Here is a 17,996-nt window from a genome sequence, read left to right as displayed (position 1 = left end):
ATGGAAAGAAGCGGCGTTCTCATTACCGGCGCAACCGGTTTCATCGGGCGTAACCTCGCCCGACGGCTTCGGCAACGGGGTGAAACCGTCGCCGCCATCGTGCGCCCGGAATCCGAGATCGGCTTCCTGACCGACATGGGCGTGGCCTGCCACATCCATGACGGAACGGCGGACGGTCTCGCCGATATTCTGGCCGGTATCTGTCCGGAAACGGTGTTTCACTTGGCCTCGCGGTTCATCGCCGAGCACAAGCCGTCCGATATCGAGAGCCTAATCAGCACGAACTTGCACTTTGCCACGCAATTGGTTGATGCGATGGCGCGCACGGGTGTAAACCAACTGGTGAATACCGGCACATCCTGGGAAAGCCTTTCCGACGCCGTGGCCGAACCAGTCTGCCTCTATGCCGCGACGAAGGCTGCATTCCAGCCCATCATGGACTATTACCGCTCAGCCCACGGACTGAAGACCGTAACGCTGAAACTGTACGACACATTCGGTCCGGATGATCCTCGCCCCAAGCTAATCAGCCTCCTGCAGAAAATTTCTGCCTCCGGCGAGCTTTTCGACATGTCGGGCGGAGACCAGATCATCTGCCCGCTCTATATCGACGACGTCACGGCGGGTTTCGAACAGGCTGCCCGCGAAGTGCAGCGGCTTGCGGCCGGTGAGGGCCGCAGCTATGCCCTGCCGGGGCCGGAACGGCTGAGCCTGCGCGATTTCGTGGCGCTCTTCAGCGATGTCTTCGGTCGTCAGCCACAAATCAACTGGGGTGCCCGCCCCTACCGCGCCCGCGAAGTGATGTCACCGTGGACCGGGCCGGTTTTGCCGGACTGGCACGCAGCGATCACGCTGCGGGACGGTCTGGCATTGACGTTGAAGAGAACCGACAATGTTTGAGATTTCGAAGACGGAAATCGCCGGATTGATGCGCCTCGACCCGGTTGTCCGTAGCGATACCCGCGGACGTTTCGTGAAGACGTTCCATGCCGATTTTTTCACGGCACACGGCCTGCGCACAGACTTCGCCGAAAGCTACTACTCCCTCTCGCGCAAGGGCGTTCTGCGCGGAATGCATTTTCAGACCCCTCCCGCCCAGCACGCCAAGCTTGTCCATTGCGCGGCAGGCCGCATTCTGGATGTCGTCGTCGACCTGCGCCGGAGTGAACCCAGCTACGGCCAGTTTGTCTCGTTCGAGCTCAATGCCGACAAGGGCACCCTGCTTTACATACCCGAAGGCTGTGCCCATGGCTTTCTGGCGCTAAGCGAAGATGCCATGACCGTTTATAATGTCACTAGTGTCTACACCCCGGCCGAGGACAGCGGCATATTATGGTCAAGCTTCGGTTTCGAATGGCCGGTACGTGAGCCGCTTCTGTCTGACCGCGACCTTGGGTTCCTGCCACTCTCGCGGTTCGACAGCCCTTTCTGAGGTCGGGGCCTCATGCGATCATCAGATGCGGGCGATAGACGACCTGCAAGCCGCGCGATGCCACCCACCAGTTGAACAGCCGCTCGGCCTGGTATGAGAAGACGCGGCACTGATAGTCGTCTTCACTCGGCACGATGCGCATTTCCAGATGGAAAAGGAACGGGAAGAGCCATTCGCAAAAAGCTTCGAAATGCGGTCGCTTGGTCATGAACAGGCAGGCCGGGTGAATCGATGCCTGAGTATCGAAGAATTTCTGAATGGCCGGCGCCTCGTCCGGATAGAAGTCGTAAAGCGCGCGCATCATCTCTAGCCAGTCTTCCTGCCGGTGGAAACGGCAATATTGCGCGGCAATGCTGCCGCCCAGCTGTATATGGCGCGGGAGGATGATGTCCGAGAAAGCCAACTCATAGTTGAATATAGTACCGGCGGGGTCGACGCTCAGGATCGTCTGGGCGGAATCGCGCGTCACCTCCACCATATACTGGCTTTCGGGAAAGAGGATCGGAGAGAAATAACGCCGATAATGACACCAGCCAACCGCTTCCACTTGGGTGTTCTTCCACACCCAGTAGAGACCGGTGTGCTCGCCGAAGTAACGGTTCTTTCCGGTGATATTATCGCCGCTATCATCATGCAGGAAGTTATCCCAATGTTGCTTGGAGCCTGCACCCGTCTGAATTTGCGCCGTGTAACTCAGGTTCAGAGGCGGGAGGGGAACATGGCAGGCAACGTAGCTCTGAAGCATTGGAAACTCCTTGGCGGCGGCAAAAGCCTCCGGGCTGTAAGAAAGAGGCGGGAATTGGCTGGTCAGCGCCGCGCGACCCATCCGGGCGGGTCATCCCCGAAGATGACGATATGCGGTTCGCGTAGAACAGGCAGCCTAAGCTCCTGCCAGGCTTCGAACGCTCCCTGATCGCCGAGACCCAGGAAAACCTCCTTCCACGACAGGATCTTCTTGAGCTTGCCGCCGACACGCGGCCCGAACTTCCACTCGAAATCAGCCAGTGTCGGCACATGACGCGCAACTTTGAGCCCCTGCGGTGCGGCAATCTCAAGATAGATGCCCAACAGACGTTCGATAACGAAAGGGCGCATCCGAGCGGTGTTGTCTCTCGAATAATGACCCGTGCCGCCATAGATCAGCCCGGCGGCCGTGCCGTGCTCATATTGTTCCTGCAACGCGCTCAGCACTTTTTCGCAAAAATCGAAATAGCCGTTCCAGAAGCGCCGGTTGCCACAGACGTAATTGCAGAAGAAGAAGCGATCGACCCCCTGCACGTTATTCACCGGCAGGCCGGCCGCATCGAGGAACTCGACAATCTTGTCCATACCGGGATGATCGCCCTGCTCCCAGACATTGGCATAGATCGCGGCATTGCCGATCATCGGGTTGAAGGCGTAGCAATCGAAGCCCTCGGCCTGCGCCCGCTGCGCCTCGGCGAGAAAATAACGAAACGGCCGGGCAGCCTTCCACTCGAAACGCGGTGAAATGAGTCCCCAGAATGCGCTTTCATCAAGGCCAATCCGGTTATGAAAGCCATGAAGAACGGCAAACAGCTCGTATTCCCGTGTATCCGGTGCCGTATTGAAGGAAATATCGAAGGGAATGGCTTCAGGATTGAGTATCTGTCGCTGTGCCTCGCCAATATAGGGCTGGTAAAGCACGACCGAGTCGTTTGCCGCAGCCTGCAGAATAACCTCTTCCCGGGGCGGAAAGTGAATTTGTGCGGCAACTTTTGCAATCATGTCCGAAAGCGTATTGGCGGTCATTCGATGCCCCCAAGGACTGAAGAAGGATTGGTACTTCTGGAGATCGTCATGCGCGACCATCCATCAGAACCTTGAGGTAAGCAGCCTGAGAGCGGGCCGCCATTGCGGCAAACCCCTTTTTCGCCAGTGCGCGACGACGCGGTTCGTCCTCGACGAGGGCCTTGCAACGGGCCACGATCTCTTCGAAGGGGGCGACTTCCAACCCGTCGCGGAACGGTTCGATCGCCGGGTCGTCCGCTCTACCCTCTGTGACGACACAAACCCGGTTTGCCAGCAGGTAGGATACACGAACGATTTCGAACACGCCGTCATCGAAGCTGTTGATGTTGAGAACGATCTTGGCACGCGCAATGGCTTCGTCCCGCTTCTCCCCGTAAACGCCAAAGAGGTGCAGCACCTTCAGGCCTTCGGCCTTCAGCGCGTCGAGAATCTTGATGCGACGTTCGCAAAGAGAACCGTAGAACAGGACGTCGACATCCTGAACAGGAGCGGGTGCGATGCGCGTCAATGGCGCGGCATAGCCGATCTCCATCGATTGCGCATGCGTAATGCCGCGTTGCACAAGTGCCGCCCGGTTCAAGTCGCTGTAGTCTATCAGTGGCAGGGCCTTGAGGATGGCGATATATTTATCGCTCAACCAGTCACTGCCGGTCACGATCTGCTCGAGATTGACCAGAACGCTGTCTTCGGGAAGAACATCAATGATATCCTGCGGCAGGAGATTACCGCCGTAGATGATCGGGGCACGATCCTTCCAACCAGCAATGTCAGTGACGATCGGCGCCGAGCCACCCAGTTCCTCGAAGGCGCATTGCAATGTAAACGCCACTTCGGAAAAGGCCTGACTGTGGACAAAGCCCGGCGGCGTAACGATCCAGATACAATGGCGATCCTTGTGGCCTTCCCAGCCGCGAGGAAAGGGAACGAGCGGACTCGTATCCTGAGGTGTATTGAAAGCGGGAACGGCAGCGGATGCGGTCGAGTTTGCTGGTGTTGTCCGCACCTCCACCTTTTTGGGCACGACCTTGATCAAGACAGCCGAAAGCGCGTCAATGGTTCGCGGCATACCGGCAATTTCCTGCCCCGAGAGACCGCGCTCGCTTAATTCCTTGCCGATAGCGCTCGGGACATAATTAAGGTTCGAAACTTCGAAATGGCTTTCGCTCCAGCCGCTCCGCCCCTCACCCTCGCTCAGCGTCTGAAAGGTTTGCTCGTTGAACGCGCGAACATTCGCCGGATCGGCCCAGGCTCCGAAGGAGAGATCGTAAGGCACCACAATATCGAGTACCCCGTCAGCTTTCAGGAGATAGCGGCAGACATCCAGAAGGCGCTCAAGATCCCGGGCCTGTTGAAGCACATTGTGGGCAATGATCGTGTCGAAGCTGCCTTCCGTAAGGGAGACGCGGCCAAAGCGCACCGTGTCGAGCGTCAATGTACGACCGGGCACAAAAGTTTCTAGATCGAGAACGGCGTCAACCGCGCATAGCGGGTTACGATCGATATTGAAGGCATCCTGGCGGAAGTCTTTTCCACAGCCGAGGTTGAGGAGGCGGGGTAACATACCCCGCGGCACGGCACTGTTCATATATGCTCTCGTATCGATAGCCCGCTTCCGGTCGGATGCGTTTCAGCTTTGCCTACCACGCTAGTGGTTGAAGCCTGTGGCAAGCTTGCGCTGTCAGACGAACGATCTTACCAGCGAACCGACCAGCAGGTTCCAGCCATCGATCAGCACGAAAAAGAGAATCTTGAACGGCAGCGAGATCGAGGTCGGGGGCAGCATCATCATACCCATGGCCATGGTGATGGCGGCGACGACCATGTCGATGACCAGGAACGGCAGCAGGATAAGGAAGCCGATTTCGAAGCCTCGGCGGATTTCCGACAGCATGAAGGCCGGAATGAGCACACGGTACTCGGTCGCCTCGCCCAACTGGATCGTCTGACCCTTTTCACGCGCGATGTCCACGAACAGCGCCAGATCCTTGTCGCGCGTATTGGCGATCATGAACTTGCGGAAGGGTTCGGCAATCAGCCCGACGGCCTGTTGCTCGGTCACCTGGTTCTGGAGAAGCGGCTGGACGCCTTCCTGCCACGACCGCTCCAGCGTCGGCGACATGACGTAGAATGTCATGAACAACGCCAGGGATGACAGGATCATGTTCGAGGGTGTCGAACCGATGCCCATGCCCGATCGCAGGATGGAAAAGACGATGATGAAGCGCGGAAAACTCGTCACCATGACGAGAATGCCCGGCGCAACCGACAGGATGGTCAGAAGCCCGAAGGTGCGGACAATCCAGGCAGCAGCGGAGCCTTCCAGCGGCGCGTTGAATAGCTCCGTCGGCAATTGCTGGGCGTATGCCAGTTGCGGTACCGCCAGAAGCGCGGCGATGAGCAGGAGCTTCCGAATCATTCGATCACAAAGGTTCTGAACAGAACCTTGGATACCCGTCCTTGCGAGCGCAGGTCAACACGTTCCTGAAGGTCTTCCCGGAGATATTGAAAGCCCCGCGGCCCCTGAATCTGCTGGAGCGAAACCGTCTTCAGATAGGCAAGTATGTCCTGGTGAATGGTTTCGGCCAGCGGCGCATCGGGGGCGCCGTTGAACATCAGCGCGACCTCCAGCCGGACCCAGCTTTCCGTGGGATAGGCAAGATTGGCCATGATGGGCTCGAGAAGCACGGTGCCGTTCGCAGCCGTCGCAACGCGCGGCAGGCCGGCATCTTCCTTCTTCTCACCGCCGCCATGCTCGCCACCGGCAGTGGGCGCGGCCGCATGTTCTGCCGCCGCCGCCTTGTCCTTTTCCGCCTGCGCCTCGGAAACGGAAGGCGCAAGCATGCCGCCGACGAACCAGCCGCCGCCTGCCCCAACCAACGTGAGGACGAGAACCCCGACGATGGTCATCACCAGACCCGACTTCTTCTTTTTCGGGGCTTCTTCGCCTACCGGCACCAATTCGTCGGCCATGCCTAAGCGTTCCTTCCACTCAAAATGCGGGGCTTCATCAGATCGGCGAATAGATATCGACGATCTGCTGACCCACCGGCGGCTGCTGCACTTCCATCAGGCGACCACGGCCACCGTAGGAGATGCGGGCTTCGGCGATCCGGTCATAGGAGATCGTGTTGTCGGCGTTGACGTCCTGCGGACGCACGATACCGGCAACGTTGAGGATGCGGATTTCGTGGTTCACGCGCACTTCCTGCGAGCCGCTGATGACCAGATTGCCGTTTTCCATGATACCGGTCACGACCGCCGCGACGAGCAGCGTCAGCTTCTCGGAACGGCTGATCGAACCCTTGCCCTTGCTCTGGCTGTCGGAATCGAAGCCGAGGTTGGAATCGGCCTTGGGCTTCCAGCCGAGAATTTCGGCGGCGGCCTTCCAGTTCGTTTCCTTGCTGTTCTTGCGGCTGCGGTCAGTGGTGTTATCGAACGACGCCTTGTCGTTGATGGAAATGTTGACCGTCAGGATATCGCCGACATTCAGCGCGCGCGCATCCTTGAAGAGCGCGGCCTGGCTGTCGCTCCACAGCGAGTAGCCGCTTGCCATGTGGCGCGGCTGCTTCGGATACTGCGCCATTTGCGGCGTCTGGCCGAAGGCAAGACCGGAGCCGATGGGGCTCATGGACGGGGCATTGCCGATTTCACGAAGAGTCTGGTTTTTTTCGACCGACTGGCAACCCGCAAGGATTGTCGCCGCCAGAAAGACGAGGGTAAGCTTTTTCATGACGGGTCCTTCGACGTCAACGGATCGGCGGCGCTTGCCATGATCGCGGCAATGACGCCCGCTTTCTTCGGGTCCATTTCGGCCATGATCAGGCCGGATTGCTTGGCCGGCAGCTTCATGATGATGGCGGCGGCCAGAATGGGATTGGTTTCCTGCAATTGCGGCGCAGCGGAATCGGCCTTCATGGTCTTGTAGATATCAACGAGGCCGGCCTCGGCCTGTTTCATGAAGTCGTTGCGCTTCTTCAGCCAGTCCTCGTATTCCGTCTTGCGCTTTTCAAGCACCGTAATGCGGTCGTTGACCTCCGTCTGGAGCTTGTCGAGATCCTGCTTCTGGAGCAGGTAGCGCTGATCGCGGGCGGCATCCGCGATGTTTGTGCAGAACTGCTTGATCTCATCCTGCGAGCCACCTGCGAGCGGCGGCGGCGCGGCTGTTTCCTGCGCCTGCGCGCCGGTGAGCGCCACGAGAACGAAGCCGAGGGAGAGAAGGCGACCCGGGGTGACATGGGCCATCAGACGGGAAAGGCTCTTGTTGGCAATCATTGCAGGACAAGCTCCGCTTGGAGGGCGCCGGCCGACTTGATCCCCTGGAGGATCGCGATAATGCCGTCGGGCTTGACGCCGATATTATTGAGGCCGGCTACGAGGGTCTTGAGATCCGGGCCTTCGATCACTGCGACCGGTCCACCGGTCTTCTGCGCCGCGATATCCGTCTGCGGCTGGACCATGGTCTGACCGTTGGAGAAGGGCAGCGGCTGGACGACCTGCGGGCTTTCCGTAACCTGAACCGTGAGCGTGCCATAGCTGACGGCAACACGGGAGACGCGCACATCCGCACCGATGACGATGGTGCCGGTGCGCTCGTTGATGACCACCTTGGCCGGCGTATCGGTTTCTACCAGAAGGTTCTCAATATCGGCCATCAGTCGGGTCAGGTCGGCGGAGGCGGGCTTTGCAACTGCGACTTCCTGGGAATCGCGCGCTTCGGCAATGCCGCCGCCATAGGTCTTGCGGCCATAGGCATTCACGACATCGGCAATGCGAACAGCGGTCGAGAAATCCGGATTGCGCAGTTGCAGAACCAGATTGACCGAATCCTTGAACTTCGAGGGCAACTCGCGTTCGATGATGGCACCACCCGGCACGCGGCCTGCGGTGACGACACCTTCGTTGAGCGAAGCGGCCTGACCCTGCGCGCTGAAGCCGGACACGATGACCGCCCCCTGCGCCACCGCGTAGATCTGGCCATCGGCACCGGAAAGCGAGGTCATGACGAGCGTGCCGCCGCGCAGCGACGAAGCATCACCCAGCGAGGAGACGTTGACATCGATGCGGCTGCCGGGGCTGGCAAAGGGTGGCAGGTTGGTGGTGACCATGACGGCGGCGACGTTCTTCGCGCTCGACTGGCCGCCCTGTGTGGAGATGCCGAGGTTCTGCAGCATGGCGCGCATGGACTGCTCGGTGAACGGCGAGGAACGAAGGCTGTCGCCCGTGCCCTGCAGACCGACCACGAGACCATAGCCGATCAACTGGTTGTCGCGGCCCGACTGGAGCGAGGCGATATCCTTGATACGCGAGACCGTGGTGCCGGTGGCAAAAGCGCCTGTGGCGAGGGCAAATGCCGTGACCAGAGCGGTCAGGAACAGACTCAGTCTCATTTCTTCATCACCTCCACGGTGCCATCCGCCATAACCGTGCCGGAAACGGTGACACCGGAATCGAGATTGCGGACGCGGATGACATCACCGGTCATCGCATCCGCGAGCGGCGTGCCAGACGCCGAAATGGAAAGCGTGCCCATGCGGGCAATCAGACGGATCGGGGTGCCGCGCTGAACGGTAAAGGGTTCACGCAGCACGGCCATCGGAATGGTCCGCCCGGCCACCAGCGTGCGCTTGGCAATCCGGCCAACCACATCCTCCACCGCGCTGGCATAGCCGGGCGCGATGTTGGGGTTCGTGACCTCGACCGATTTCACCCGGCTTTCCGTGATCGTTTCACCCGGGAAAATGGTCATGACCGGTACGATGGCGAATTCGCCATCGGCAGAGGCCGAACCGGCCATGGACAGGAAGGAGGCCGCCGCCACGGCGAGCGCGCGGCCCATGATTGCGTATTGACGGCGAAACCTCATGCTTGCCCACCCTTTCGGATTACTTCAGGTTCTTGCTGACGATCGAAGCCATTTCATCGGCCGTCGTGATGACCTTGGAATTCATTTCGTAGGCGCGCTGCGCCGAGATCAGGTCCGTGATTTCCTTGACCGGATCGACGTTGGACGATTCCAGATAGCCCTGCTTGACGTAGCCGTACCCGGTTTCCTGCGGATTGGAGATCACCGCCTCACCGGAGGCTTCCGTCTGCATGAACAGATTGTCGCCGAGCGGCTTCAGACCGGCTTCGTTGGCAAAGTTGGCAAGCTGGAGCTGGCCGACCTGCGTGAAGTTCGAGTCATTGCCGATCCGCACGTTGACGGTCCCGTCCTGGCCGATCTGGATTTCGGTCACGTCCTGCGGAATGGTGATTTGCGGCAGAACGGTGTAGCCGTCCACCGTCACCAGATTGCCCTGCGCATCCTTGTTGAAGGCGCCGGCGCGGCTGTAGAGCGTCGAACCGTCGGAAGCCTGAACCGTGAACCAGCCACGGCCGACAATCGCGAGGTCGAGGTCGTTGCTCGTCTGCGTCAGTTCACCCTGCATATGCAGCTTGCGCACGGCGGAGGTCTGCACGCCGAGACCGATATTCGCGCCTTCCGGCACGACCGACTGGTTGGCGCGGTTGGCAACGCCACCGGCCCGTTCCGTCTGGTAAAGAAGGTCGGTGAACTCGGCGCGGCTGCGCTTGTAGCCGGTCGTGTTGATGTTGGCGATGTTGTTGGCGATGACTTCCAGGTTTGTCTGCTGGGCGTCCATGCCGGTAGCTGCGATGGCGAGTGCTCTCATCTTACCGTTCCTTCCGAACCGTCAGATCTGCATTTTCGTGATTTCGAGATAGGCGTTGACGACCTTGTCGCGAATGGCGATGGCGGTCTTCAGCGACTGGTCGGCCTGCAGCATGGCATCGACGACCTCACGGGTGGAGGCCGTACCCTGAATGCCAGCGAAGGCCGCACCTTCGCTCTTTTTCAGCGTGTTGACCGTTTCGTTCGCCATGTTGCCGAGCACCGACGCGAAGGTTGGGCCGACGACCGTGCTGGCAGCGGCGCTGACCGCAGTGCCGAGAAGCGAGTTTTCCGTCTTGTCGCTGGCCTTTGCCGCACCGGCGGCCGAGGTGAACAGGGACGAGGTGGCCTGAATTTTGTCGATCATGACTAGCCTTTCAGAAGGTCGATCGTCGCGCTGATGAGATCGCGCGTCTGCCGGATGGTCTGGAGATTTGCGTCGTAGGTGCGGTTTGCTTCGCGCATGTCCGCCATCTCGATCAGCATGTTGACATTAGGCATCTTGACGATGCCGCGGCTGTCGGCTGCCGGATTGCTCGGATCGTATTCCTCGGTGAACTTGCCGCGATCCGTGCCGAGCTTCTTGACGCCCACCAGCGTGGCACCGGAAGCCTTGTCGACCTCCGCGCCGAAGGTGATCGTCTTGCGGCGATAGGGCTCCGCTCCGGGCGTGTCGCCGGTGGTGCGGGAGTTCGCGATATTTTCCGAAACGATACGCAAGCGGGTCGACTGGGCTTCCAGGCCGCTACCGGCGATCTTCAGGGATGCAGACAGGGGATCTACGATCATTCGATTTGCCTTTACCGGGCGACGACAGTCATCATCATGGAATGGAAGCTCTTGACGAGCTGGGTGTTCAGATCGTGCTGGCGCTTGATCTCGCCGGTCTTGGCAAGTTCGGTGGCCAGCGCGACGGTATTGCCGGATTCCTGAATGCCGATTTCCTGGTTCAGGCCTTCCTCCTCGATACCGACCTTGTCGGAGCCGAGCGTGTCGCCGGTCAGATGCGCGGGATTGGTGCGCGCCATCGGCGTATAGCTCGACTTCAGCACGGTTTCGAACGGCGTCACGTCCCGGGCGCGGTATTCCGGCGTATTGGCGTTGGCGATGTTGGTCGCGACCACCTTCTGGCGAACCGAAAGCCATTCGGCCTGCTTCGATGCGACTTCAAAGAGCTGAATCGGCTGCATGAACAATTCTCCGTCTACTCATTGACGGTGAAACTAGTCCTGTAAACTTGCGTGGGACTTACGGGAAAACGCTTGTTTCGTCCGGCTACCGGCACGAGGCGACCGGCGGGCGCGTCAAGGGACGAACGACCGGCAAAACCGCGTCCGGGCAGAGCCGGCGCGGCGAACAGGGACCAGTCATTGGTTTGCCGGATCATCCCGGCAGAGGGCGAACAGGAAAACGGGAGCACAAGGCACTCCATTCCTGTCTCAACGGGTGCGGAAGAGCACCCGGCCGCCGGTCAGCCGGCAGCCCGTCACGACACATCAGTTCGGCGCGGTGTAAACTTCCCCGGAAGAGGTAACGATCACCCACTTGCCGCCGCGTTTCTCGACCGTTGCCAGCCGGGTTTCATCGGGCAGGATCGAACCGACCTGCACCATATACATGCCGTTGTCATCCTCGATGAGGGCACGGCCATTGGCGACATGCAGAAGCCGGAAGCCGCTGCGACCCGGCATGGGCTGCGACTCCTGCATCGGCGGCGCCTTTTCCTTTTCCTTGCCCAGATTGGAAACCGTCGCCGTCACCATGTTATCAACCTGATTGGGTTCCATGGAACGGTTCTCAGGCGCGGGCATGGCCGTGGAAACGGCGAAGGGCCGGCGGGCAGCCGAATCCGCCGGCAGATTGTCGAGCTGCTCCCATCCGGCAATGCGGATGCCGAACTTTTCCTCGTTGAAGAAGACATACCACGGGAACGCTGCCGCAGCCGCAGCCAGGCCGATGCCGGTGAGGGCAAGAATCTTGTCCGTTCTCCGAGCCTGACGCTTGGGCCGTGCTTTCGGGTTGAGCGGCGCGACCGGTTCGTCCGCGTCGAAGTCGTTCATGCTGATGCCCTTCATCGCATTGCTCCCTGCATCGGACGACCCGGTTGCCCGCCGGATGCGGCAACGCGCAAGGCGCCGGCAAGATCGGCATAGGCATCGGCGGCGGGCTTGTCGGACGGTGACTGTTTCAGGATTTCGTAGATGACCGGCACCTGCTTGACGGCCATGTCGAGATCGGGATCGGCACCGGGCCGGTAGCCGCCGATGAGACGCAGATCGCGGGTTTCTTCGAAGCGGTTGATCAGCGCCTTCAGACGCGAAACGAGCTTTTCCTGATCCGGCGTCCAGGCCTTGCGGGCGAGACGCGAAATCGAGGATAGCGGATTGACCGGCGGATAACGTCCTTCATCGGCCAGTGCGCGATCGAGCACGATATGGCCATCCAGAATACCGCGCGTCGAATCCGCGATGGGATCGTTATGATTGTCGCCATCGACAAGGATCGAGATGATGGCGGTGATGGTGCCCGTGCCTTCCGCACCGGGACCGGCCCGTTCGAGAAGGCGCGGGAGTTCGGTGAAGACGGAGGCCGGATAACCACGCGCGATGGGCGGTTCGCCCGCGGCCATCGCCACCTCGCGGATGGCATGGGCAAAACGGGTCACGCTATCGGCGATGAACAGGACGTTTTCGCCCTTGTCACGAAAATGTTCGGCAATCGTCATGGCAACCAGCGGCGCCATCTTGCGCAGCATCGGGCTTTCATCGCTGGTCGCAACCACCGCGATGGACTTCTGCATGTTGTCGCCGAGCGTATCTTCGATGAACTCGCGTACCTCACGGCCGCGTTCCCCCACCAGCGCGATCACCACCTTGTCGAAGGCATCCGCGCGCGCCAGCATGGACAGTGTGGTGGACTTGCCGACGCCTGAGCCGGCAAACACGCCAAGACGCTGGCCAAGGCACAGCGGCGTGAAGATGTCGACGGCGCGGACACCGGTGCGGAAGCCCTGTTCCACGCGGCGGCGCAACATCGAGGGCGGTGCGTTGGCGATGATCGAGCGGCGGTCGTCGCCCTGCGTGAGAACAGGTCCGCCATCGATCGGCTCACCCAGCGCGTTGATCGCGCGGCCACACCAGCTGTCGTCGGGCGCAAGACGGAATTCGCCCTTGCGCAACACGACATCGTGAATACCGATGGGTTCGCCCGGCTGGATGGGGCAGACATAGACGAGATCCGGCTCAACCCGGACCACCTCGCCCAACTGGTCGCCCGTCACGCCGCGGTGGGTGACGAAATCGCCGAGGCGAACATGGCGGGAAAGCCCGCTGACCGTGTAATAGCCCGAAGAAATCGTGCGGACCCGGCCGCCATGCGCGACCGTGGCCGCCGCATCGGCAAACTGCCGGCCAAGAACCGACATGCGGTCGAGGCGTTCGGTCGAAACGGAATGAGCGGGCGCAGCATCCTGCATGGTTTACCGATCTCCGGGTATCAACGGCTGCCGCCGAGGGTCTTGATAGCTTCGCCGAAGCTCGACTCGCTATCGCGCATCAAGGAGGAAACGCCTTCGAACGCACGATTGACCTGAATGAGCTGTGTCATTTCGCCGATTGCGTTGACGTTCGACTGTTCGATATAGCCCTGCACGACGCCGACCCCGGCATCGTCGACAACCGGCTGGGCCGCCCCGCTGGGGATGACACCGCTGTTGTCATAGCGCAGGTAACCCTGGGTGACATCGGCGGTGAAAAGGCCGAGCGAACCGACGACACGGCCGTTCTGGGTGATGCGGCCATCGGCGCCCACATTCGGTGCGCCAGCCGTCGGATCGAGCTGGATGGGCGAACCGCCGGCATCGAGAACCGGATAGCCGCGCGTGGACAGAAGCTCGCCGTTCTGGGACATGGTGAAGCGGCCGTCCCGCGTCAGCACCTGGCCTGCCGGGGTCTGAATGGCGAACCACGCATCGCCACGAATGGCGAAATCGAGCGGATTGCCGGTCTGGTTGAACTGGCCGGTCTGGGTGTTCAGATAGTCATTGCCCTGCGAGACGAAGGAAATCTTGGCGTTCAGGTCATTGCCCGTCCGCGACATGATCTCATCGAACTTCACTTCCGTCGAGCGAAAGCCCGCCGTATTCATATTGGCGATGTTATCCGAAATCGTCGTCAGGCGCTTCTCAAGCGCGATCTGCGAGGAAATGGCGACGTAAAGACCGGATTGCATCGAGTTCTTCTCCCTGGAGACGCCCGTTCGCAAGACAAAGGGCGCACGGCTGGAACAAGGGCGGGATCGCCCGTTAACCATTCGTTAAGGATAAAGGCTTGCGCGAAGCTGACAGCGTGCGCTGCAATATCACCCCCCAGAAAAGCATGGGCATAATCATGGGTCGGTCCTTGCGGGGAAAATCCGGTTCGGGCCAGCCTCACGCAAGGCAGGCCCCTTATCGCTGATGCTCGAACATTCATGTGGGTTGCGAGCTAACAATGATTATTATTATCGGATTCGTGATCACCGTCGGCTGTATCCTCGGTGGCTTCATGGCGATGGGCGGTCACGTCGATGCACTGATCCAGCCTTTCGAGCTGGTGATCATCGGCGGCGCCGGCGTCGGTGTCTTCATCATGGGTAACCCGATGAAGGTCATCAAGGACTCCGGCAAGGCGATCGGTGAAGCCTTCGCTTACAAGGTGCCGAAGGAACGCGAATATCTCGATGTTCTGGGCGTGCTCTATTCCCTGATGCGCGACCTGCGCACGAAGTCGCGCAACGAAATCGAAGCGCATATCGACAACCCGGAAGAATCCTCGATCTTCCAGTCGGCCCCGACCGTGCTGAAGAACAAGGACCTGACCACCTTCATCTGCGACTATGTTCGCCTCATCATCATCGGCAATGCCCGCAGCCACGAAATCGAGGCGCTGATGGATGAGGAAATGGAAACGATGCTGGCGGACAAGCTGAAGCCGTATCACTCGATCACGGCGGTGGGTGACAGCTTCCCAGCCATCGGTATCGTCGCGGCCGTTCTCGGCGTTATCAAGGCCATGGCCAAGATCAACGAACCGCCGGCGGTCCTCGGCGGCCTTATCGGCGCCGCCCTCGTCGGCACCATGCTCGGGATTTTCCTCTCCTACTGCCTCTGCAACCCGATCATCCAGCAGATCAAGATCGTGCGCACCAAGCAGCACCGCCTCTACATCGTCGTCAAGCAAACCCTGCTTGCCTACATGAACGGCTCCGTGCCGCAGGTGGCCCTGGAATACGGCCGCAAGACGATCTCTGGCTATGAGCGTCCGTCGATCGATGCTGTCGAGCAGGAAATGATGAACCCCGGCGGAGAGAAGGCGGCTTGAGATCATGACGGATCTGGCGCGAACCACCGAACAGACCATGGACCCCATCGTTCTCGCCCGGCTGACGGGCGGGCTCGGCGATGTGAAGTTGCTGAACCGTATCGGCGCCGAGATCGGTGCGCTATACACCGACTTCCTGCCCGATGTCTTCGAAAGCGAAACCGGTCTTCCGATCACGGTTTCCTATGTCGGCTGCGAATCCGGACCTTTCGGCGAACTCGTTTCGCGCATTGGTCCGAATTTCACGACGGTCGATGTCAGCCAGCGCAACTGGTGTCCGCATTTCGTGATTGCCTCGGGCAACGGTCTGGCGATTTCGCTGATGGCGAATATGCTCGGCGCGCTCCCGGAGGACATTGCCGATCCGGAAGAGCGCCCCCTGTCGAAGATCGAACTCGACGCCGCAACGATCATTCTGTCGAAAGCGGCCGGTGTGCTGCGTTCGGCGATCACCGTTCCCGGCGGCTTCGAACCCGCTCTCTCTTCGCCCGTCAACCGGCCTGACCGGGTGGCCCATGAGGAAGAGCGCGATGGCGTGTTCGCACTGGCGGTCCGACTGGCCGTGACACTGTCGCCGGTCGAATCGGAAGTCATTCTCGTCGTTCCGCAGACACCGCTTCTCAAGACCCGGATTACGCCGCCGAAAAGCGGCGCACCCGCCAGCAAGGCCAGCAAGGATTGGGCCGATCACTTGACCGAACAGGTCCGTCGCTCGCATGTCACGCTCGAAGCGCGGATCAAGCTGACGGAACTGACGCTCGGCACCATCGCCCGGCTGATGCCCGGCGATGTCATTCCCTTTTTCGACGAAGAGGATGTCCATGTGGAGGTCAACGCTAACGGCAAGGAACTCTACGCCTGCGAGTTCGGTCGCTCCGGCCAGAGTTACACGGTCAGGATCAAGGACAACACGACGTCCGACGAGGAATTGCTTCGGCACCTCCTGAAAGGATGAGATTTTTTGACGCCTGACAGGTTCGGGCAGCTTCAGACAAGTTTCGACAGGAATAATGACGTCATGGCAAAGAAAACGACTCCCATCAGCGAAGACGACGCCCTGCCCGTACCGGCGGGCGACGACGCTCTCGACAGTGCAATCGACAATCTGCGCGGCGTTCTGAAAAGCGACGCGGAGGGCGACGTCTCCTTCGGCGGCGGCCTTGGCCTGGATGACGCCCCCTCCTTCGGTGGTGGCGATTTCGGCGGCGGAGACTTTGGCGGCGGCGGCGATTTCGGCGGTGGTGACTTCGGCGGCAGCTCCTTCTCCGACAACGCGGCCTCTTCCGGCGCGGTCAAGGCGCCAGGCAGCGCGCTGACGGCCAACCACGATCTGATCATGGACATCCCGATTGATGTCCAGATCGTGCTCGGCACCAGCCGCATGCAGGTTTCAAGCTTGATGGGGCTGGAAGAAGGGGCCATCATCGGCCTGGATAAACGAATCGGCGAGCCGGTCGATATCATGGTGAACGGTCGCCGGATTGCCCGCGGCGAGATCACGATCCTGGAAGGTGACGACACACGTTTCGGCGTGAAGCTGCTTGAAGTTCTCGGCACGAGAAAAGCCTGATCCCTGACCGGGACAGACAAGGTGGAAGACCATGATGGACTTTGACAATTTCGGCACAAACCTGCCAGGTTCCCCACTCTCCCGGGCGGAGAAGGCAGCGGCCGTGCTTCTGGCCATGGGCACACCGGTGGCCGGGAAACTGCTGAAATATTTCACGCAGAGCGAACTGCAAGTCATCATCTCATCTGCACAGACCCTTCGTTCCATTCCGCCGGACGAGTTGACCATGCTGGTCAATGAATTCGAGGACCTGTTTACGGAAGGCACGGGTCTCATGGACAATGCGAAGGCCATCGAGAACATTCTCGATGCCGGCCTGACGCCCGAGGAGGTCGATGGCCTTCTGGGTCGGCGCACCGCTTTCCAGGCCTACGAGGAATCCGGCTGGGATCGCCTCCAGGATGCCGATCCGGCCTTCATCTGCCGTTATCTGATGCGCGAGCATCCCCAGACCATTGCCTATATCCTGTCCATGCTGCCTTCCTCCTTCGGCGCAAAGGTGCTGCTGCAACTGCCCGAGGCGCTGCGCGCCGACGTCATGAAGCGCACCGTCAACATGAAGGAAGTTTCGCCCAAGGCCGCGCAAATCATCGAGAACCGCGTGATGGAACTCATCCGCGACATCGAGGCCGAACGCAACTCGACCGGCTCGGCGAAGGTCGCAGACCTCATGAACGAGCTGGAAAAGCCGCAGGTCGATACTCTGCTCAACTCGCTGGAGCAGGTCAGCCTCGAGGCCGTCAATAAGGTGCGCCCGAAGATCTTCCTCTTCGAAGACCTCCTGCAGATGCCGCAGCGCAGCCGCGTCATGCTTCTCAACGACATCGCCGGCGACATTCTCACGATGGCGCTGCGCGGGGCTGCAGCGGACATCCGCGAATGCGTGCTGGCCTCAATCAGTCCGCGCCAGCGCCGCATGATCGAGTCGGATCTGTCCACTGGCGTTGCCGGTATCAATCCGCGCGAAATCGCAATCGCACGTCGCGCCGTGGCGCAGGAGGCCATCCGCCTCGCCAATTCCGGCCAGATCGAACTAAAGGACAAGGAAGGCGGCCAGGAGGCCGCCTGATCCGCCCGCCCCTACCCCGGCATTTTCCGGGGACTTTTTCCCGAACCATGTTGATAAGCACCGCTGCCCGTTCGCCATCCATTGAAGCGGACGGGCAGCGGCTATACGTTATGTCGCTCAGGGCC

General features: G+C 60.4%; 21 protein-coding genes and 1 pseudogene. 6 read left to right on the top strand and 16 right to left on the bottom strand.

All coding sequences use genetic code 11. The features are described 5' to 3' along the window. Together GGQ66_RS15630 and rfbC are read left to right on the top strand one after the other, a co-directional pair. On the top strand, nucleotides 1-900 hold the full coding sequence (locus tag GGQ66_RS15630; protein ID WP_183793668.1) for an NAD-dependent epimerase/dehydratase family protein: 900 nt from the start codon (nucleotides 1-3) through the stop codon (nucleotides 898-900). Next, nucleotides 893-1,432 carry a dTDP-4-dehydrorhamnose 3,5-epimerase gene (gene rfbC / locus GGQ66_RS15625; RefSeq protein WP_183793667.1) on the top strand — a complete coding sequence of 180 codons (540 nt, stop codon included), beginning with the start codon at nucleotides 893-895 and terminating at the stop codon, nucleotides 1,430-1,432. Before GGQ66_RS15630 ends, rfbC begins: the two co-directional genes overlap by 8 nt. A 10-nt stretch (nucleotides 1,433-1,442) precedes the next feature. Here rfbC and GGQ66_RS15620 read toward each other — a convergent pair whose 3' ends face one another. The 16 genes and pseudogenes from GGQ66_RS15620 to flgF all read right to left on the bottom strand — a co-directional run bounded on the left by GGQ66_RS15620 (nucleotide 1,443) and on the right by flgF (nucleotide 14,102). Beyond that, entirely contained in the window at nucleotides 1,443-2,258 is an 816-nt protein-coding gene (locus GGQ66_RS15620; protein WP_183793666.1) for a DUF4422 domain-containing protein, read from the bottom strand. Next, a complete protein-coding gene (locus tag GGQ66_RS15615; protein WP_183793665.1) occupies nucleotides 2,240-3,202 on the bottom strand; it encodes a hypothetical protein in 963 nt (320 codons plus the stop codon). Before GGQ66_RS15615 ends, GGQ66_RS15620 begins: the two co-directional genes overlap by 19 nt. 46 nt (nucleotides 3,203-3,248) lie before the next feature. Next, nucleotides 3,249-4,763, bottom strand: coding sequence for a class I SAM-dependent methyltransferase (locus GGQ66_RS15610; protein WP_183793664.1), 1,515 nt, complete (start codon nucleotides 4,761-4,763; stop codon nucleotides 3,249-3,251). 117 nt (nucleotides 4,764-4,880) lie between these two features. Then, complete coding sequence (gene fliP, locus GGQ66_RS15605) at nucleotides 4,881-5,618, bottom strand: flagellar type III secretion system pore protein FliP (RefSeq protein ID WP_183793663.1); 738 nt, start codon at nucleotides 5,616-5,618, stop codon at nucleotides 4,881-4,883. Next, on the bottom strand, nucleotides 5,615-6,172 hold the full coding sequence (locus GGQ66_RS15600) for a flagellar basal body-associated FliL family protein (RefSeq protein WP_183793662.1): 558 nt from the start codon (nucleotides 6,170-6,172) through the stop codon (nucleotides 5,615-5,617). Before GGQ66_RS15600 ends, fliP begins: the two co-directional genes overlap by 4 nt. Nucleotides 6,173-6,209: 37 nt before the next feature. Beyond that, on the bottom strand, nucleotides 6,210-6,932 hold the full coding sequence (gene flgH, locus GGQ66_RS15595; RefSeq protein WP_183793661.1) for a flagellar basal body L-ring protein FlgH: 723 nt from the start codon (nucleotides 6,930-6,932) through the stop codon (nucleotides 6,210-6,212). Then, on the bottom strand, nucleotides 6,929-7,474 hold the full coding sequence (locus GGQ66_RS15590; RefSeq protein ID WP_183793660.1) for a MotE family protein: 546 nt from the start codon (nucleotides 7,472-7,474) through the stop codon (nucleotides 6,929-6,931). The genes flgH and GGQ66_RS15590 overlap by 4 nt, the downstream gene beginning before the upstream one ends. Next, on the bottom strand, nucleotides 7,471-8,589 hold the full coding sequence (locus GGQ66_RS15585) for a flagellar basal body P-ring protein FlgI (protein WP_183793659.1): 1,119 nt from the start codon (nucleotides 8,587-8,589) through the stop codon (nucleotides 7,471-7,473). Before GGQ66_RS15585 ends, GGQ66_RS15590 begins: the two co-directional genes overlap by 4 nt. Further along, a complete protein-coding gene (gene flgA, locus GGQ66_RS15580) occupies nucleotides 8,586-9,065 on the bottom strand; it encodes a flagellar basal body P-ring formation chaperone FlgA (RefSeq protein WP_183793658.1) in 480 nt (159 codons plus the stop codon). The genes GGQ66_RS15585 and flgA overlap by 4 nt, the downstream gene beginning before the upstream one ends. Nucleotides 9,066-9,084: 19 nt before the next feature. Continuing rightward, nucleotides 9,085-9,873 carry a flagellar basal-body rod protein FlgG gene (gene flgG / locus GGQ66_RS15575; protein ID WP_183793657.1) on the bottom strand — a complete coding sequence of 263 codons (789 nt, stop codon included), beginning with the start codon at nucleotides 9,871-9,873 and terminating at the stop codon, nucleotides 9,085-9,087. 21 nt (nucleotides 9,874-9,894) lie between these two features. Further along, a complete protein-coding gene (gene fliE, locus GGQ66_RS15570) occupies nucleotides 9,895-10,239 on the bottom strand; it encodes a flagellar hook-basal body complex protein FliE (RefSeq protein WP_183793656.1) in 345 nt (114 codons plus the stop codon). Between the two features lie 2 nt (nucleotides 10,240-10,241). After that, entirely contained in the window at nucleotides 10,242-10,661 is a 420-nt protein-coding gene (gene flgC / locus GGQ66_RS15565) for a flagellar basal body rod protein FlgC (protein ID WP_183793655.1), read from the bottom strand. An 11-nt stretch (nucleotides 10,662-10,672) separates the two neighbouring features. Beyond that, nucleotides 10,673-11,062 carry a flagellar basal body rod protein FlgB gene (flgB, locus tag GGQ66_RS15560; RefSeq protein ID WP_183793654.1) on the bottom strand — a complete coding sequence of 130 codons (390 nt, stop codon included), beginning with the start codon at nucleotides 11,060-11,062 and terminating at the stop codon, nucleotides 10,673-10,675. Between the two features lie 306 nt (nucleotides 11,063-11,368). Beyond that, nucleotides 11,369-11,932: a flagellar protein gene (locus tag GGQ66_RS15555; RefSeq protein WP_183793760.1), complete on the bottom strand. Its 564-nt coding sequence runs from the start codon at nucleotides 11,930-11,932 to the stop codon at nucleotides 11,369-11,371. Nucleotides 11,933-11,943: 11 nt separating this feature from the next. Then, nucleotides 11,944-13,257, bottom strand: a pseudogene (fliI, locus tag GGQ66_RS15550) (flagellar protein export ATPase FliI); the annotation flags it as partial. Nucleotides 13,258-13,367: 110 nt separating this feature from the next. Then, a complete protein-coding gene (flgF, locus tag GGQ66_RS15545) occupies nucleotides 13,368-14,102 on the bottom strand; it encodes a flagellar basal-body rod protein FlgF (protein WP_183793652.1) in 735 nt (244 codons plus the stop codon). Between the two features lie 260 nt (nucleotides 14,103-14,362). On the opposite strand from flgF, the gene motA reads away from it, so the two are divergent. The 4 genes from motA (at nucleotide 14,363) to fliG (ending at nucleotide 17,871) form a co-directional block, all read left to right on the top strand. After that, nucleotides 14,363-15,232, top strand: a complete 870-nt coding sequence (gene motA / locus GGQ66_RS15540) for a flagellar motor stator protein MotA (RefSeq protein WP_183793651.1) — start codon at nucleotides 14,363-14,365, stop codon at nucleotides 15,230-15,232. 4 nt (nucleotides 15,233-15,236) lie between these two features. After that, entirely contained in the window at nucleotides 15,237-16,187 is a 951-nt protein-coding gene (locus GGQ66_RS15535; protein ID WP_183793650.1) for a FliM/FliN family flagellar motor switch protein, read from the top strand. A 63-nt stretch (nucleotides 16,188-16,250) separates the two neighbouring features. Further along, a complete protein-coding gene (gene fliN, locus GGQ66_RS15530; RefSeq protein WP_183793649.1) occupies nucleotides 16,251-16,802 on the top strand; it encodes a flagellar motor switch protein FliN in 552 nt (183 codons plus the stop codon). A 31-nt stretch (nucleotides 16,803-16,833) separates the two neighbouring features. Beyond that, nucleotides 16,834-17,871: a flagellar motor switch protein FliG gene (gene fliG, locus GGQ66_RS15525; RefSeq protein ID WP_183793648.1), complete on the top strand. Its 1,038-nt coding sequence runs from the start codon at nucleotides 16,834-16,836 to the stop codon at nucleotides 17,869-17,871. The last annotated feature ends 125 nt before the right edge of the window (nucleotides 17,872-17,996 follow it).

The sequence above is a fragment of the Allorhizobium borbori genome (genome assembly GCF_014196535.1).
In the GTDB taxonomy this organism is placed as follows: domain Bacteria; phylum Pseudomonadota; class Alphaproteobacteria; order Rhizobiales; family Rhizobiaceae; genus Ectorhizobium; species Ectorhizobium borbori.
Note: the sequence above shows the minus strand (reverse complement) of the source record. Positions and strands in the feature narration are given on the sequence as shown.